This is a genomic window from Psychrobacter halotolerans, assembly GCF_039680845.1.
In the GTDB taxonomy this organism is placed as follows: domain Bacteria; phylum Pseudomonadota; class Gammaproteobacteria; order Pseudomonadales; family Moraxellaceae; genus Psychrobacter.
On record NZ_JBDKWD010000005.1, the window covers coordinates 1 to 15,911 of the forward strand.

Below are 15,911 nucleotides of genomic sequence, written 5' to 3' on the forward strand. Positions count from 1 at the left end.
GGGCTTCGATTACGATAGACGATAGTGGTATTAAGCTGGTGTGCCCAGGGATGATTAAGATTCAGGCGGTGAAGAAGAGTCTGGTTGCGGGGGCTAAGGTGAATGCGCCGATGGTTGCTTTACCAACTTCTGGGTTATTCAGTAAGGCGTTTGATTTAAAAAAACTTATCCCCCAATATCTAATAGACCAAGGTATTAGCTATAAGATTATTAATCATACAAGAGGTACAGAGATCGAGGGACACCTTAATGAAGACGGTCAGACATTAAGAGTGTTTGGTGATAAAGCTGAGAAGGTTGAGTTAGAGCTCAATGTTATTGGGTTAGAATGTGAGGATTTAGAATATAAAAATGAAGGTGAACCTGATGACGAAGATGAGTGCTGCTAAATACTTTTTAATGATCCTTTTTTCTACTTTTTTAATATTAGAAAGTAATGCCACGAACTCTAATTTAAAAGAAATTAAAACATTCTCTGTTTACAGTAGCTGTTCAGAGAATGATTGCACTATTTACTTAAACTATCTAGGTAAGACCAAAATATTTGATGACAAACCTGGTATACATAAGATTGAAAAAATTGACGATAGTTTATATCAAATTATATATAGCTGTGGAAATCCATGTAGCAATAATGTATTTATTAATACTAAAGGTTTAGAAGACTGGACTGACAAACTTGTCGCTAGAAAAGAAAATTGCTTAATAGAATATAATCTTGAAGATAAAAAATTTATAGCAAGAACAGTTTTTTCACACTCACCTAAAGTAATCTTAAAACTGGATAATAGGGCACATGATTCTGCTATACCAATTTGGTTTTATAGTAAAAATAGCCACTTCGAAAACAATACCCTAGTCATAAATATAAAGCAAAAATTTGGTTCTGATAAAAATTTTAAGTTTGTTAATCCTTGTGGCTTTAGTAAGTAAGGGAAATATTAATGTCTTATAAAGAGGAATTTAAAATATATTGTAGCACTATTGCAGGTGAAGCAGGAGGTTCAAGCGATGAAGCAATTAAAACTGTAGCTAGATCAATAATTACACGTACTGGATTTCGTGAATGGAAAACTTATGCAACTGCTTTTGAAGTCATAAAACACTCAGGTTATGATGCTTACACTGATAGATCAAGTAGCCCTAATTATAAAGTTGTTTATAAGGCCATGAGTTCTGGAAGGCTTGACGACCTAAGCAGAAAAATAATCAAACTTGTAGAGCCTATATATAAGCGAGAGCTGCCCGATGAAACAGGTATGTTAAGCCTATATTATAGTCCGAAAGCACAAAAAGCGTTACATGAAAAAAACCCAAAAAAATATAAGGAAAAACCACCTTGGAATTTTAGTGTGTTAGAAAGAGTTTACATAGCTGGTACTAGTGAAGACGACTTCAATTGGTATCGTTATAAAGGTGATGGATCTACTGTTAAAACTTTACTTTTGAATTCAGTAAATAGTCCAGTATCGGGTGAAAAGATAACAATTAAAGTAACAGATAGACTAGGTAACTATTTTGTAAAAGAGTATACAACTAATAATAAAGGTGAAATACCTGATATACATGCAAGAAAAAAATCAATGATTGAATTTTTTGTTGGTGAAACATTATGTAAGTCTCGTATAGCTGCTGATGGTATACCTAAAAAGGTCGTACTAAAAGATTATGAATGCAAATTTGAAACTCAGACTGTACCTCATAAAACTATTCCCACACCCTCTATTGAGAATGTTCAGACACAAGAAACTCAAAACAGTAGTCAAAAGATTAATGAGCACAATGACAGTGTTAATAACTCGTTAGAAGAAGTAACTTTCAACATAAAACTAGTAGAAGGCGATACTGGCAAACCACTACCAAATACAACCTATTATCTAGAATATAAAAACAATATTAAGCCACATAAAACTGACAGCTCGGGTGTTGAATCAGGCATCAAAGCAGATGTCAGCCAATCTATCAGCGTCTATCTTGACGATGACGGTGGCAAGAAACAGTCTATTTACAGTATGGCTTTTCCTGTCACAGGAGATTTAAATGGACAGACTAAAGTACTTAAAGTCCCAGTGGTAACGCTGCAGCTCAAATTCATGGATAAGAATAAGGAACCTATACCTAATTATGCGTTTAAAACCGTCTATCGAGGTCGCACCTCTGAGACCAAAAAAACTAATTCAACAGGTATAGTCACTGTCAAAGCATTGGCAGGTCAGCCGATAAAAATTATTCATCAAACAGCTAATAAAACTTCAACCAATATCGTCACTGACGGTTCAACTGAATGGACATTCGATACAAGTAAACTGATTAAAGATTCTGGCAGTTCAGCAAGCCCTGCTAGTAATGCATCATCCAATAACCCTTCTTCAGCTCAAAAGCCTAATGACACAAAACCTAATACTTCAAGCCCCGTTGATAAAGGTAATGTCATACGCAATGATAAGATAACTCAAAAAGGGCCAACACATGAAGTTAAAACAGATCAAGCAAAGATTACTATTAAGTTTTTAGATGAAGCAACGGATAAGCCTTTGTCAGGATTAACTTATTGGACGCAATCTACTAAGTATGGAAAAAACCCAGCTACTACAGGTAGTGATGGCACAAGAGGCCGTACACACGATTCAGATGTGGGTATTAATATCGCAGTTCTAGTCAACGAGAATGGTAAGGAAGTGAAAAAAGGGACTATTGTCGCTAATAGTGATAAAAACGGTGTTGCTTATGTTTATAAAGCTAAGAAGCCTAAACATTCAAATATAAAAATCAGTTTCAGCCGCAATACAAAATCAACTGTAGTTACTGAAAAGACTAAAACGATTTTAAGAGAGATTGCTGAAAAATATGGTGCGAAAGAACTCATAATTACCAGTTCGTTAAGAACTCCTGAAGAACAAGCTAGTGCAATGTACGATAATATTGCTGGTGGTAAACGAATATCATACCGAACTCCTGGTGAAATAGTGACTCAAGTGTGTGAAAAAGGAATCAAAATGAAATTAGGTAGGGAGAAAACCATTCAAAATATGGTATCTAAGATTTTAGAATACGATAAAAAAGGTCAGAGGGTATCGAAGCATTGTGTTAGTTTTGAAACATATGCTAAAGCAAACATTATTGATTTAGGCATCAATAGTAATGGGTTTAACACCTATACAAAAAAGGAAAGATTTCAAAGAATTTGTGATGAAGCCGAAAGACAAGGTAAAATTTCCGGCTTTATATCTCCTCTTAGAGATAAAGCTGAATCAGCTTTTCATCTCGAAATACCTCAATAGATAAGGAGTTATATTTTATGAAAAAAACTCTACTCTTATTGTTCATTGTAGCTTTACAAGCTTGTAGCGACACCACTGTTCAGCTTCCTACAGATGACGTCGATAAAGGAAGTCGCATAGACTCAAAGTTAGAGACAAATGCTGTTCGATCATCCTCAGATATTGGCACAGGCATAGGCGTAGATACAGATAATAGTATTCCAACAGGTATTTACTTTTCTAATAAAAAATGTGGTTCAGATAAAACTTGCAAAAATTTTACTCCTGAAAAAATTGATGGAAAATATGTTCTTTTTAAAAATCAGGATTCAAACGAAGCTGCGTACTACTTATTAGTTAAGGATAATGCTTACTACCTTTATAGTTTACAGTTTTTAGATGAAGACTACAGCGCCGTTGGCTCTTGGTCACAATTAAAAAGAATTGACGAACCAGATTTATCTTTTGAAATCGAAACTATTGAACAGGTCATGGGTTCAGACTACATGGGAAGTTACGACAATGTTAATATAAACAATAAACTTAACACCTTAGCTAATAATTCCGGTTTGCTAGAAATAGGTAGCCTATTAGAAGGTAACAAAATACCTACTCATGAAACTATCAAATTTATACATACAAATGATGGTTATAAGGTCGACTGCGAAAATTATATAAAAAAATATGAAGAGATAGCTGACGAATTTTTTAAAAAAAATATGGCTGTAGGCTTTCACTTTTACTATGAATGTTCTAGTGGAAACGTTATATATTTTCAAGATGTGAACAAATTACAATAGATATTGTAATAGCGCTGTCTCCACGAGACAGACTTTATCATTTTTAATTGTCTTTTTTTCGAGAATACTAGTTAGGCAATAACTAAAAATCTGGACTTATTCATCCCTCATTTACTCTTACCCTAATAGCTAATTTACGTTTGATACAAGATTTCCTGAGAAGTAAGAGATGAAAAAAAATCTTTATAGGTTAGTATTACCGATATTATTTATTGCAATGGCAGGTTGTAGCAATGCGGAAGATATCAACTCTCCAGTGATATCTAAGACTCATGAAGGAGATGTTTCTTTAACTCAAACACAAACGTTAGAGGCACCTCAATCTAAATTAAACTGCGCACAATTTAATCTAGATAGCGTAGATAATATGGTATGTACTTACTGGAAAGACTCTAAAAAATTTAACGAGACCATTAAAATCCAAGATTATGAGATTTACTCTTCGCTTATAGAAGTTCAAGAACTTTCACCAGTTGAGTATAATTTCTTTGCAACTATAGAAGTATATTATAAGAATGAGAAATACAAGGCTAAAGTTTTTCCAAATTCTAGAGTAGATTTATCAGATGGAAATAAAGTTTTAAACCTAATTTGTAATAAAGGCAGTTGTTCTAAGCCATTTTTATGGGGTTTTGCTACAGAATCAAATATTAAAGTTAATCCCAAGTTAGCCGATGTAACGATGAACAAGTTATCTTATATATATAACTACAACTATAAAAAATACCTTCGAGATAAAAACAGTCAAGTAGTAAGAAACGAAATAGCAGTCAAGGTATATTTTAATAATCCTCACCTGGAGGATACTTCATATGTTATCCGATTTGTAGATAAAGCCGCACCACTCAAAAATGCTATTAAAGAATATCTAAATGGTTTGGCGGTAGAAGAGAAAAACCTGGGTTTTGAGTCAAATAACTTTGGTAACGATAGTTTTACAGTCAAGATTGAAGATAATACAGCTAAGATTCACTTTACCGCTAATGATTTAACCACAGATTTGTGGTCGTCCCAACAAGTAATAGACTTTAGCCATCCCATAAGAATGACTGCAGAACAGTTTAGTACTGTTGATAAAACAGAAATATGCATCAATAACTCTTATAACTATCAAATGGCTTTTTTAGCTAACGCAGAATCTATAGATTGCCCTTTTTAATTTGCATCACAACTGTATATTCATAACTAAACCAAAAAAAATCCGACCACCTAAGTGATCGGATTTTTCATATTTGGTGGAGATGGCGGGAGTTGAACCCGCGTCCGCCGGCATTACGCTCATGAATCTACATGTTTAGTTTCTGTCTTTAGTTTTAGTCCGCACCGATCCGACAGTCAGGATGGATTGGACGATTCTCTACTTTTGAACCCAAGCGATTGAGACAATCCCTTGTGGCGAGCCTACATGCGGACGCTTCAACTTAGTTAACCAACTGTAGGTGATCAGCAACTAAGTAAGCAGGGTTTAAGCTGCTAGAGCGTAAGTTTCGTCGTTTGCGACTATAACAATATATGTTTGATTAACGAGAGGACATACACTCTCGACATGCATCATTGAGTTTCATCACCAGCGTCGAAGCCAGAACATCCCCAATAAGGTCGACTATTATATAGTATATATAGGTCAATTTTCAACCGATAAGACAACTACATTACATTACGTTACAGCTCAGTTATTTAAGCCAAAATGCTGTTCAACCACTGACCAATATTCTGAATCTGCGGCATACAGACCTGATGCGCCATCGGGTAAGTATGATAAGTGACATCATACCCTTTATCAGAAAGCAGCTGCTTTGCCTGCTCGCCTAGAATGATAGGAACGACTGGATCATGAGATCCATGTTCAATCAAAATCGGCATGTCTTTATTAGCGGTGCTGTAATCAATACTATCGTTGGTCGCTAAATAGGTCGAAAGTGTCATCAAGCCAGCCAAACGCTCCGGATAACCTAAGGCTACATGGTACGCTACTGCCCCGCCCTGCGAGAATCCAGCAATCACGATGTGCTCAGGAGCAACACCCTGTTCAATCTCACGGCGCACTAAATCCTTTATTTGCTTCGAAGACGCTTCGATCTGAGCGACATCGATTTTACGCTCAAGGCTCATCTCCAAAATATCGTACCATGCGGGCATCACCATGCCACCATTGACAGTCACTGCACGCTTAGGGGCATGCGGAAAGATAAACCGTACTGCCATGTCATCAGACAAGCCTAATTGCGGAACCACTGGCTCAAAGTCATGACCGCTAGCACCCAAGCCATGAAGCCAAATGACAGCTCTATCTATCTTTTTTTGTGATGGGTTATGCTCAACAATGACAGCGTCTAAATAATCAGTCATGACTTATCCTTAATACGATTTGAAGAATTGAAAATAAAATATTTTTGTAACAATGGCTCGTTTGTCATTATCTTTTAAAGATTATCAACTACCTTAAAAGACGACTCCGTGACAGCAATGTCGTACTCATTATTTTTCACTTTTTGTAGGGACAGTTTACATGACAATGTCAGATAATTCAGTGATTAGGTTTAGCCCACTCAAAAAATTACCCTTCAAGACAAGTAAACAGGTCAGTGTAGCCATACTATTGGCTGCCACTTGCACTTTATCAATGGCCGCATACGATAAAAACAATAGCACATTGACTCAAACATCAACGCAAACCATTAAGCCTGTTTCCACGCAGACCTCACAAGCCTTGCCTACTAAACCAATGGCTTATACCTATGGGATACGACCATTATATTTGGTCAATGATATGGATGCAGGACCACTTAAAAATGAGCTCATGGCCTGTAGTGCGCAAACGCCTAGCAAAACCGATTTTTCTATTGCCCATCGCGGCGCGCCATTGCAACTACCAGAACACACATATGACAGCTATCTGGCATCGGCGCAAATGGGTGCCGGTATTCTGGAGTGCGATGTTGCTTTTACCAAAGATGGCGAGCTGGTCTGCCGCCATGCGCAGAACGATTTGCACACTACCACCAATATTCTGGCCACCCCGCTGGCCAAACAATGCACTGTGCCACCAGTCATCAACAGTAAAGGCGTGCTTACCAATGCCGACAGCATTGAATGTCGCACATCAGACATTAGCGTGAGTGAATTTAAAACCTTAAAAGGGAAAATGGACGCCGCTAATACAAAAGCCACCAACATCACTGATTATATGAACGCTACTGCTGCTTGGCGAACCGATTTGTACTCACAAAACGGACAAGTATTAACGCTAAAAGAGCATATCAAACTTGCGCAAAGCCTTGGTATGAAACACACGCCAGAGTTAAAATCACCCGCGGTTACCATGCCTTTTAACGGCTATAGCTTAGATGCTTATCGCCAACAACTGCTAGACACCTATAAAGACGCAGGCGTGGCAGCCAGTGACGTGTACCCGCAGTCGTTTAATATTGAAGACGTAGAATATTGGATTAAAAACGACCCGGATTTTGGTGCTAATGCCATTTATTTAATTGATGACAGTAATGAGACGGCAACTGGCAAAAGTTTTGATAAAAACGACCCAACCACTTGGAAACACTCACTCGCCAACATAAAAGCACGGGGTATCAAAACCATCGCACCGCCACCATGGATACTGGTAACCACTGACGCCACTGGTAAAATGCGACCGTCCGCCTATGCCAAACAAGCCAAAGCTCTTAATTTGAATATCGTGACTTGGTCACTTGAGCGCTCAGGACCTTTAGCAAAAGGCGGCGATTGGTATTACAGTGATTTGGGCAACGCTATTAACAACGATGGCGATATGATGACCTATATTGACGTACTGGCACAAGACGTTGGAGTCAAAGGTATTTTTTCTGACTGGCCAGCGACGGTTACCTATTATGCCAACTGTAAAGGACTGGGCTAGGCTGTGTTCTCAACTTAGTTAACAGCCATTTGCCATCCATTTAAATAGTACCAGTAATGCACAAAAAAGCCGACCACGTGGCTACTGGGTCGGCTTTTTTTATATAGTCGATGTTATTCTAAGTCAATTTATTGTGCTCGCTGTTTTAATTTTCCATCAATTTTTCATCGCTTTTCACAAGCTCTCGCATAGTGGCGCGATACTTTTGTGCTAGGATAATTTAACAAACTCAATTTGCACGCACTTTTTAAATAAGCATACCGCCATGACCCATATTTTATTAGTAGAAGATGATCCTGCCATTGCCATGTCGCTCAAAGTCACTTGCAAGCGTGAAGGTTGGCAGATGACATGGCTTGATAATGCCAGCAGCGTGCTACCGATGCTACGCAGTGATGACGCAAAAGATTTAGCCGCTATTATTTTGGATGTTGGGTTGCCCGATGGCGATGGTTTGAGTCTATGCCAACAGATACGTCATACGGCGGATATTAAGGCGTTAAAAGACATTCCTATTGTGTTTTTGACGGCACGTAGTGAGGAAGTCGATCGTATCTTAGGTCTAGAGATGGGCGGTGATGATTATTGTGCTAAGCCCTTTAGTCCTCGCGAATTGGTCGCTCGTCTAAAAGCCATTTGGCGACGTGAGCAGTTGTTGTCTCAGCAGCCTACTCATTATACGACCTCAGCAGACGCTACCGTCAATGAGACGGTTGCCAATAATATGTCAGGACAGGCCCTAGCCTTTGAATCTCAATCTGGTATTTGGCATTATCAACCACTCAATTATTCTTTGATGTGGCAGTCGAAAAAGCTTGAGCTAAGCAACACTGAGCGTAAAATTTTATTGACCTTATTGCAAGCGCCCAATCAAGTCTTCAGCCGTGAGCAGCTATTAAGCGCAGTGAGTGATTATCCCGATCACCGCCTAGCGCGGACGATAGACAGTCATATCAAATCCATTCGTAAGCAGCTAGCGACCGTAGATGCGAGTATTGATGTCATCCATACCCATCGCGGCTTAGGATATGGGCTGTGCCCCGCTTAGTATTGTTATACTATTAACTCACATAGCGATACAAAAACATGATGCCCAAAGCTGACGATCATACTCACACCAATCAAAGTAATTGGTATGCAAAACTGCACCCTATTGGCACCGCACAGCAAACCACGAAGCCTAAACGACTGCTAAATTTGAGTATTTTTTTTAGGATTTGGCTGGCGGTGGCTATGGTTCTGGTTATTTGCGGTGTGGTCGCCTTTACTCAACTGTTCGGCTATGTCAAACCAACCGCCCAGCAAGTCATTGAAGACACTTTATTAGATACCAGTAAGTTTCTGGCGGCAAATTTGCAGCTGCCTTTGTCCTCAGGCCAACTATACGATGACCTTTACCAATCAAAGCTGGATTCCGCTTTTATTGGCATGCCAGCCATTGATGACGTCTCAAATTTGAATAGCGAAAATGAGAGCTATACCAGCTTTCGAGTATACGTGACGGATAAGACAGGGAGGGTCATTTATGACTCCCTACCCGAGCCTGACAATGACGAAGGCCAAGACTATAGTCGCTGGAATGATGTGTATTTAACCTTGAACGGTCAATACGGGGCAAGGAGTACCACTCAAAATCATCATCAGCGTAACGGCACGGTCATGTATGTAGCACAGCCTATAAAAGATGATAGTGGCGCGCTGCTTGGTGTCGTCAGTGTTGGCAAACCCATTGCTAGCGTGTTGCCTTATTTGGACAACACCCGCAATCGCATGTTTATTACGGCGCTACTTATGAGCATTGCAGCGCTTATCTTAGCGGGATTGGTCGCATGGTGGCTCAAACAAAGTATTACCCTGGTGACCCAATATACCAGCGCATTGGCAGAGGACACCAAAAAGCCATATTTTTATTTAGGACGTGAGCTTAATAGTTTGACAGACACCATTGAGTCTATGAAACATCAATTGGAAAATCGTGCTTATGTTACCGATTATGTCCATACTCTCACCCATGAGCTTAAAAGCCCTTTGACAGCGATTCGTGCCAGTAGCGAGCTATTGGAAGATGATGGTCTTGACACAGACGATCGGCAAATGCTGGTGCAAACCATTGGGGAACAAAGCATCAAAATGCAACAGCTGATCGATCGCTTGCTGCTACTTGCCAAAATTGAGCAACCGACCTTTAAACTCAATCAACAAATAACGCCGCTCCTGCCTTTACTGCAAAGTCTGGCAAAAGACAATGCAGCCAAGCTACAACAGCAGTATTTGTCGCCCATTGCAATCTATATTGATGACCAACCTGTGATTGAACACTCAATGAAGCAGTCGGATAACTTGGCAAATATTAGCGTGTTTGCTGATCAATTTTGGTTGGTACAGGTACTACAAAACGTCCTAGACAATGCCATTCATTTTGCTACCAGTACGATCATTATTGATATACATAGCACGGCGCATACAGTCACCATTGACATATTTAATGATGGCAAATTGCTACCCGACTATGCCATTCATAAAGCATTCGACCGTTATTTTAGCTTATCGCACCAAAGTCAGTCTGCTCATCATTCATCAAGCCAATCTGCCCATCATTCTTTAGATAATAACTTAGCTCAGAACCATACTCCAGAAACGACCAGCGTGTCTCACAATACCATCAAAAAAGGTACAGGCCTTGGCTTAACCTTGGTCAAGCAAGTGATTGAGCATCATGGTGGTCAGGTGGCTATTGACAACGTCCATGCAAATGGCCATAACCATCATGCCGCGATCAATCAGTTTACTGGTGTTGTGGTTAGTATTACCTTGCCTCTTGCTAAATAAAGAGAACGTTTAAAATCCTTCATCAACTTTCCATCATTCCTTCACAGGCTTTCTATCTCTTTATCGTACGATAGCGTCATTCACATTCGTCATCACCATAAGAGGTAGAAAATCGATGCAACATCATATTCAGCAAAACCAAATCATAGAAAACTGCTTAGGGCATAGTCGTCATTACTGCCTACTGTCCTTATCGCATGCAGGTATTGATAGCATTGCTTTTGGACATTGGCTGGCCATTCCCAGTCAGCAATTAATCTTGGTGTTTCGACATCAGCAATGCGTGGCGGTTGACGGGTATCAGCTGGCGGCTTAATATAGCCAGTGAAAAGTAATATCGACACATCACGCACGGCTGTTATCAATTTTCTTGCTTGCTGTGCCTGCGCAGACAGAGGCTGCAAAAATTTGTTTCAGCAGTGCCGTAGCGCTTTTAAAGTATACTGACTATACCTTTATTATTAAACTGATCAAAATTTTTTCAAATCAGTTTTGAACTTTTTTTAAACACCCACAAAAAAGCCCTTCGTTATTTCTAATCAGCGTTAATTAGAAACAACGAAGGGCCACTACCTTTATATCAAACTGTCTAAATAATCGCCTGTACTGGCGGCTCAACATCTGCATTTTGACCACGATGGCGCAAATAATGATCGAGCAGTACAATTGCCAGCATCGCTTCAGCGATCGGTGTGGCCCGTACACCAACGCAAGGATCATGGCGACCTTTAGTCAGCATATCAATTGCCGCCCCTTGAGTATTAATACTCTTGCCAGCCGTGGTAATACTAGAGGTTGGCTTAAGGGCGATACTCACACGAATGTCTTGACCCGATGAGATACCGCCCAAGATGCCGCCTGCATGATTGGCTGTGAAGCCATCTGGCGTCATCTCATCACGAGAGCGATGCCCAAACTGTCCGGCTACTGCCATACCGTCACCAATCTCAACCCCTTTTACCGCATTGATACTCATCATGGCATGAGCGATGTCTGCATCCAAACGATCAAACACAGGCTCACCAAGCCCAACAGGTACGCCGCTAGCAATGACTTCAAGTCGCGCCCCGCAGCTCGTCCCTTCACGGCGTAAGCTATCTATCAAGGTTTCAAAACGAGTCACGGCCTCCGCATCCGCACAAAAAAACGGATTGCTATTCACAAACGCCCAATCAATTTGGCTAGGGTCTAGTACTTGACTGTGCTCATTACCAATCTGAGTGACGTGACCATGAATTTGCACGCCTAAGCGATCTTGTAAGTATTTCTTGGCGATAGCACCAGCCGCCACTCGCATTGCAGTCTCACGCGCTGAGGAGCGACCGCCGCCGCGGTAGTCACGAAAACCATACTTCATACTATAAGTATAATCAGCGTGACCGGGACGAAACGTGTCTTTGATCTCGCTGTAGTCTTTTGATTTTTGATTGGTATTACGAATCAGCAGACCAATGGAGGTGCCCGTCGTCTTGCCTTCAAAGACACCCGAGATAATTTCAACCTCGTCAGACTCACGGCGCTGGGTCGAGTATTTAGACGTTCCCGGCTTGCGGCGATCCAAATCTACTTGTAAGTCTTCTTCAGATAACGCCAAGCCTGGCGGTACGCCATCGACGATTGCCATAAGGCCAGCACCATGTGACTCGCCACAAGTGGTGACTGTAAAAACCTGCCCAATACTATTGCCTGCCATATCTATCCTTAAACCAGTAAATGCGACTGATGCTTAGTTGACCAATTCTCTGTGATGTTACTTACTGGATACTATCCAATAACTGGACATAAGCGGCAAACAGCTGACGATTTGCTACCAACTCATCATAAGTGATCGCAAAAACCCCATGTCCACCGTGGGCAAATTTTAGCCAATCAAATTGGATTTCAGGATAGGCTTGCTTTAACGCCCATTCACTATCACCCACTTCACAAATCAGCAAACCTTCTGGACTCAAATAATCTGGCGCTTCGAACAAGATACGATGTACCAAATCTAGACCATCTTGACCGGCTGCTAGGGCATGTTCAGGCTCGTATAAAAACTCAGGTGGTAGGTCTGCCATGATAGCGGCATCGACATACGGCGGATTGGTGACGATCAGCTCGTACTGATTTTCAGTTGGGATCTTGGCAAACAAATCAGACTCGATCACATTGACTTGATGACCAAGATCGTGATGATCGACGTTCACCATCGCCACCTCTAACGCGCCTTTATCAATATCGACGGCATCTACTAGCGCATCAACGAAACGCGTTGCAAGGGCAATAGCAATGCAACCTGAGCCTGTGCACAAATCTAAAATACGCTCAGGCTGCGACAACTGCTTAACGTCTAAACCATGATCATAAAACACGCTTGTCTGCTCATTCACACTCATTCCAAGCGGTTTAGCCAGCTCACTGACCTCAAAGTATGGATGAAACTGCTGCCGAATCAATTCAGCAATAGGCGAGCGTGGAATCAAAACCCGTTCATCGACATAAAAAGGCAAATCACAGAAGTAGGATAAGTTAATTAAATAACTGAGTGGCTTACGCTCAGCGATACGTTCTTCTAATAGACCTAGTACCAGCTGCTTCTCTGATGTGGTCAAGCGGCAATCAAGAATTTGCTCATTCGCTGACCAGTCCAAAGACAATGAGTGCAGGACGATGGCTGATGCTTCAGCGAACTCATCGGTTGTACCCTGTGCCACGACCACATCGTAGTTACGCAGCTGAGTGACTGCAAAACGAATAAAGTCGCGAATACTAACGAGCTGCTCGCGCGCTTCCTCTAACTCTGCATGCAAATTGGCAAATTCACCCGGCTCACCGAGAAGCCCTGTTTCCAAATCATAAGCGACCTCACCTTCTAAGCCTTGAGACTTATCTTCATTGAAGTATTGATTTTGAAACGCTTCTGCGCTCATTGTTTGGTCTTCTGACATATTGCACCTGACTGATTACATGGTTATTGAACACATGCGAGTGGGTTAAATGGCTTTTCTTAAAAACGAATATGTTTACTAAAATATCTGATCCCACATTATAGACACAAACGTCAAGTAGCGCCAATATTTGCATTTATATCGACCTCTTACCCTTGCAAAAATAGCCTTTATATTCTGAGAGCGTCGTAAGAATTGGGTAGTAACAGACACACATCTTCGCTAGGTTATTGCCAAACTGTAGTGAATACGTCAACGGTTGACGTTTAGCAAGTCATAAATGAAAAAATGTGTGTCAAAAGTTTGCGAACTACTCAAATTGTGCGCATAATAGCCGCATTAGTAGCAAACACAAGTGATTCAATATTATGAAAATAAAGCCAATTATTACTGCTATATCTATTGCTGTCATTGGTGCTAGTGCAAGCGTGCTTGCCGCTCCCACTGATAACACTCGTACATTGCCAGTGCGTACGGCTAATGCAGCGCCTAGTCTCGCTCAAAAAGTCAGCCTTAATGTACAAGAAAATCGCAGCAGATCAGTGGATGGCGGTGCTCCTGTGGCCGTAGAACCGAATGCGAACAAACCTGTAGATCGCATGAACCAATTGATCGATTCAAAAAATAAATCAGATGCGCCAATGCAAACGCAAAATTCTACTGCAGATAATATGAGCGCTGATGAGCTGACGCTTAAAGATGAGCGTGCTGATAGCACTGATGATATTAGCGAAGGTCAAGCGGTGGCTGCCCCTAGTGACGTAACCTCTATTGATTCTTCTGATCCGATGGCTTTTGAGTTGCCTGACAATGAAAAACGTCAAGATTTCAGTGATGACCCTACCATCAAAAATATCGAAGACAAAGATGGTAAAAGATATACCACGCTGAACTTGTCGAACTATGCCAAACAAGTCAATGAAGCGGTTTGGTCACCCAACATGAAAGTCAACTCAGCGATGACTATCAAGATGCAAGCCTTGCTCGATTGGAACCATGCCTCTCCTGGTCCTGTCGATGGTGGTTGGGGTATGAATAGTAAAAAAGCCCTAATCAACTTCCAAACCATGAAAGGCTTGCCAGCTACGGGTACAATGGATCAAAAAACATGGAATGCTTTAATCAAGAACATTCCTGCCAACAAACCAGTATTGGTCACTTATACCATCACTGACGATGACATCAATACCAACTTTGCAAGTACGCCTGCAGGGGCAGAAGCGAAGTCAAAAATGAAAGGGCTTTACTATCAAGACATCAAAGAGATGTTTGGTGAGCGTTTCCACATGGATGTGCGCTACTTAGACAAGCTAAATAAGAATAAGACTTATAAAGCTGGCGAGACCATTACGGTGCTGAACACTCGTGGTCAGCTCAATCAACGCATCAACCGCGTTGTGGCCAATAAAGCAGAAAAAACACTGTATGCCTACAATGGCGATAAGCTGGTTGCCACCTACCCAACAACGATTGGTAGTGATGACACCCCATCACCACACGGTACATTTAAAATCATTAATAAAGTAAAAATGCCTTGGTATAAAGCCACAGTTGGTGAAGGCGCTCAGAAGAAAGTTTATATGCTACCACCAGGACCAAACAATCCGGTCGGTGTCGTATGGATGGGCTTGTCTAAGCCTTCTTACGGTTTGCATGGTTCACCAAAGCCTGAAGGAATCAGCCGTCAAGCATCTCATGGTTGTATTCGTTTGACCAACTGGGATGTCTTAGAGGTTTACGCCAATATCGAAAATGGCGCCACCGTTGAGCTTAAATAATTTCTCATAAATGCTGTATAAAAAAGACCTTGATATCAAGGTCTTTTTTTATGGGTGAATGCTTATAAATTCACTATTATCTTACGCCTTATGGCGTTCTTCATTCCCAGTAATGCTACCGATTTTTTTGGTAAAGAACATTCCTATCGGAATAGAGACCAAAATACCCAAGCCTGCCGCTATTTGAACATGCAGTATCTCATTAAACCCTGTGACTAATACGCCAATAATAAAAATGCCAGTGGTTACCGTTGCTGCCATTGCATAGACGACAGAAAATAATGGCCAGTTCATAACTTATTCCTCATAATTATTGTGGGTATAGTCTATTTATACACTAAATCCACAAATATATTAAGGATTAATTTTGGACGCCAAAACTAATGATAACCAGTGACGACACATAAAAACCTTGTTAA

Annotated in this window: 13 protein-coding genes, 1 other RNA gene and 1 pseudogene; 10 read left to right on the forward strand and 5 right to left on the reverse strand. The window is 40.7% G+C overall.

Going from position 1 to position 15,911, the window contains the following annotated elements; all coding sequences use genetic code 11:
* The 5 genes and pseudogenes from AAJP47_RS10060 to AAJP47_RS10080 all read left to right on the forward strand — a co-directional run.
* Positions 1–389: pseudogene (locus tag AAJP47_RS10060) on the forward strand (hypothetical protein); the annotation flags it as partial.
* Positions 367–933: a hypothetical protein gene (locus AAJP47_RS10065; RefSeq protein WP_346717796.1), complete on the forward strand. Its 567-nt coding sequence runs from the start codon at positions 367–369 to the stop codon at positions 931–933. The pseudogene AAJP47_RS10060 and the gene AAJP47_RS10065, both read left to right, overlap by 23 nt.
* Before the next feature lie 11 nt (positions 934–944).
* Positions 945–3,281, forward strand: a complete 2,337-nt coding sequence (locus AAJP47_RS10070; protein ID WP_346717797.1) for a hypothetical protein — start codon at positions 945–947, stop codon at positions 3,279–3,281.
* Between the two features lie 17 nt (positions 3,282–3,298).
* The gene (locus AAJP47_RS10075; protein ID WP_346717798.1) at positions 3,299–4,060 is read left to right on the forward strand and encodes a hypothetical protein; all 762 of its coding nucleotides are present in this window, start codon (positions 3,299–3,301) and stop codon (positions 4,058–4,060) included.
* Positions 4,061–4,229: 169 nt separating this feature from the next.
* Entirely contained in the window at positions 4,230–5,219 is a 990-nt protein-coding gene (locus AAJP47_RS10080; protein WP_346717799.1) for a hypothetical protein, read from the forward strand.
* A gap of 74 nt (positions 5,220–5,293) precedes the next feature.
* On the opposite strand, the gene ssrA is transcribed toward AAJP47_RS10080, so the two are convergent.
* Positions 5,294–5,652, reverse strand: a transfer-messenger RNA (tmRNA) gene (gene ssrA, locus AAJP47_RS10085).
* An 85-nt stretch (positions 5,653–5,737) separates the two neighbouring features.
* Positions 5,738–6,409: an alpha/beta hydrolase gene (locus tag AAJP47_RS10090; protein WP_346717800.1), complete on the reverse strand. Its 672-nt coding sequence runs from the start codon at positions 6,407–6,409 to the stop codon at positions 5,738–5,740.
* Between the two features lie 160 nt (positions 6,410–6,569).
* Between AAJP47_RS10090 and AAJP47_RS10095 the strand changes: the two genes are divergently transcribed.
* From AAJP47_RS10095 to AAJP47_RS10110, 4 genes are all read left to right on the forward strand, one after another.
* Positions 6,570–7,955 carry a glycerophosphodiester phosphodiesterase family protein gene (locus tag AAJP47_RS10095; RefSeq protein ID WP_346717801.1) on the forward strand — a complete coding sequence of 462 codons (1,386 nt, stop codon included), beginning with the start codon at positions 6,570–6,572 and terminating at the stop codon, positions 7,953–7,955.
* A gap of 265 nt (positions 7,956–8,220) precedes the next feature.
* A complete protein-coding gene (locus AAJP47_RS10100; protein WP_346717802.1) occupies positions 8,221–9,003 on the forward strand; it encodes a response regulator in 783 nt (260 codons plus the stop codon).
* A 38-nt stretch (positions 9,004–9,041) separates the two neighbouring features.
* Positions 9,042–10,784 (forward strand): two-component system sensor histidine kinase CreC, encoded by a 1,743-nt coding sequence (gene creC, locus AAJP47_RS10105; protein ID WP_346717803.1) that lies wholly within the window; start codon positions 9,042–9,044, stop codon positions 10,782–10,784.
* Between the two features lie 115 nt (positions 10,785–10,899).
* A complete protein-coding gene (locus tag AAJP47_RS10110; RefSeq protein WP_346717804.1) occupies positions 10,900–11,100 on the forward strand; it encodes a hypothetical protein in 201 nt (66 codons plus the stop codon).
* Between the two features lie 273 nt (positions 11,101–11,373).
* Here AAJP47_RS10110 and aroC read toward each other — a convergent pair whose 3' ends face one another.
* Positions 11,374–12,477 carry a chorismate synthase gene (aroC, locus tag AAJP47_RS10115; protein WP_346717805.1) on the reverse strand — a complete coding sequence of 368 codons (1,104 nt, stop codon included), beginning with the start codon at positions 12,475–12,477 and terminating at the stop codon, positions 11,374–11,376.
* Between the two features lie 61 nt (positions 12,478–12,538).
* Complete coding sequence (gene prmB / locus AAJP47_RS10120) at positions 12,539–13,714, reverse strand: 50S ribosomal protein L3 N(5)-glutamine methyltransferase (protein WP_346717806.1); 1,176 nt, start codon at positions 13,712–13,714, stop codon at positions 12,539–12,541.
* A gap of 365 nt (positions 13,715–14,079) precedes the next feature.
* On the opposite strand from prmB, the gene AAJP47_RS10125 reads away from it, so the two are divergent.
* Positions 14,080–15,492, forward strand: a complete 1,413-nt coding sequence (locus AAJP47_RS10125) for a L,D-transpeptidase family protein (RefSeq protein WP_497198719.1) — start codon at positions 14,080–14,082, stop codon at positions 15,490–15,492.
* An 81-nt stretch (positions 15,493–15,573) separates the two neighbouring features.
* Here AAJP47_RS10125 and AAJP47_RS10130 read toward each other — a convergent pair whose 3' ends face one another.
* Positions 15,574–15,786 (reverse strand): hypothetical protein, encoded by a 213-nt coding sequence (locus AAJP47_RS10130; RefSeq protein ID WP_346717808.1) that lies wholly within the window; start codon positions 15,784–15,786, stop codon positions 15,574–15,576.
* Positions 15,787–15,911 lie beyond the last annotated feature (125 nt).

Coding starts and splice junctions, on each gene's coding strand:
- AAJP47_RS10130 (WP_346717808.1), bottom strand. CDS start 15,786: ATGAACTGGCCATTATTTTCTGTCGTCTATGCAATGGCAGCAACGGTA.
- prmB (WP_346717806.1), bottom strand. CDS start 13,714: ATGTCAGAAGACCAAACAATGAGCGCAGAAGCGTTTCAAAATCAATAC.
- AAJP47_RS10095 (WP_346717801.1), top strand. CDS start 6,570: ATGACAATGTCAGATAATTCAGTGATTAGGTTTAGCCCACTCAAAAAA.
- AAJP47_RS10110 (WP_346717804.1), top strand. CDS start 10,900: ATGCAACATCATATTCAGCAAAACCAAATCATAGAAAACTGCTTAGGG.
- AAJP47_RS10100 (WP_346717802.1), top strand. CDS start 8,221: ATGACCCATATTTTATTAGTAGAAGATGATCCTGCCATTGCCATGTCG.
- AAJP47_RS10080 (WP_346717799.1), top strand. CDS start 4,230: ATGAAAAAAAATCTTTATAGGTTAGTATTACCGATATTATTTATTGCA.
- AAJP47_RS10065 (WP_346717796.1), top strand. CDS start 367: ATGACGAAGATGAGTGCTGCTAAATACTTTTTAATGATCCTTTTTTCT.
- AAJP47_RS10090 (WP_346717800.1), bottom strand. CDS start 6,409: ATGACTGATTATTTAGACGCTGTCATTGTTGAGCATAACCCATCACAA.
- aroC (WP_346717805.1), bottom strand. CDS start 12,477: ATGGCAGGCAATAGTATTGGGCAGGTTTTTACAGTCACCACTTGTGGC.
- AAJP47_RS10075 (WP_346717798.1), top strand. CDS start 3,299: ATGAAAAAAACTCTACTCTTATTGTTCATTGTAGCTTTACAAGCTTGT.
- creC (WP_346717803.1), top strand. CDS start 9,042: ATGATGCCCAAAGCTGACGATCATACTCACACCAATCAAAGTAATTGG.
- AAJP47_RS10070 (WP_346717797.1), top strand. CDS start 945: ATGTCTTATAAAGAGGAATTTAAAATATATTGTAGCACTATTGCAGGT.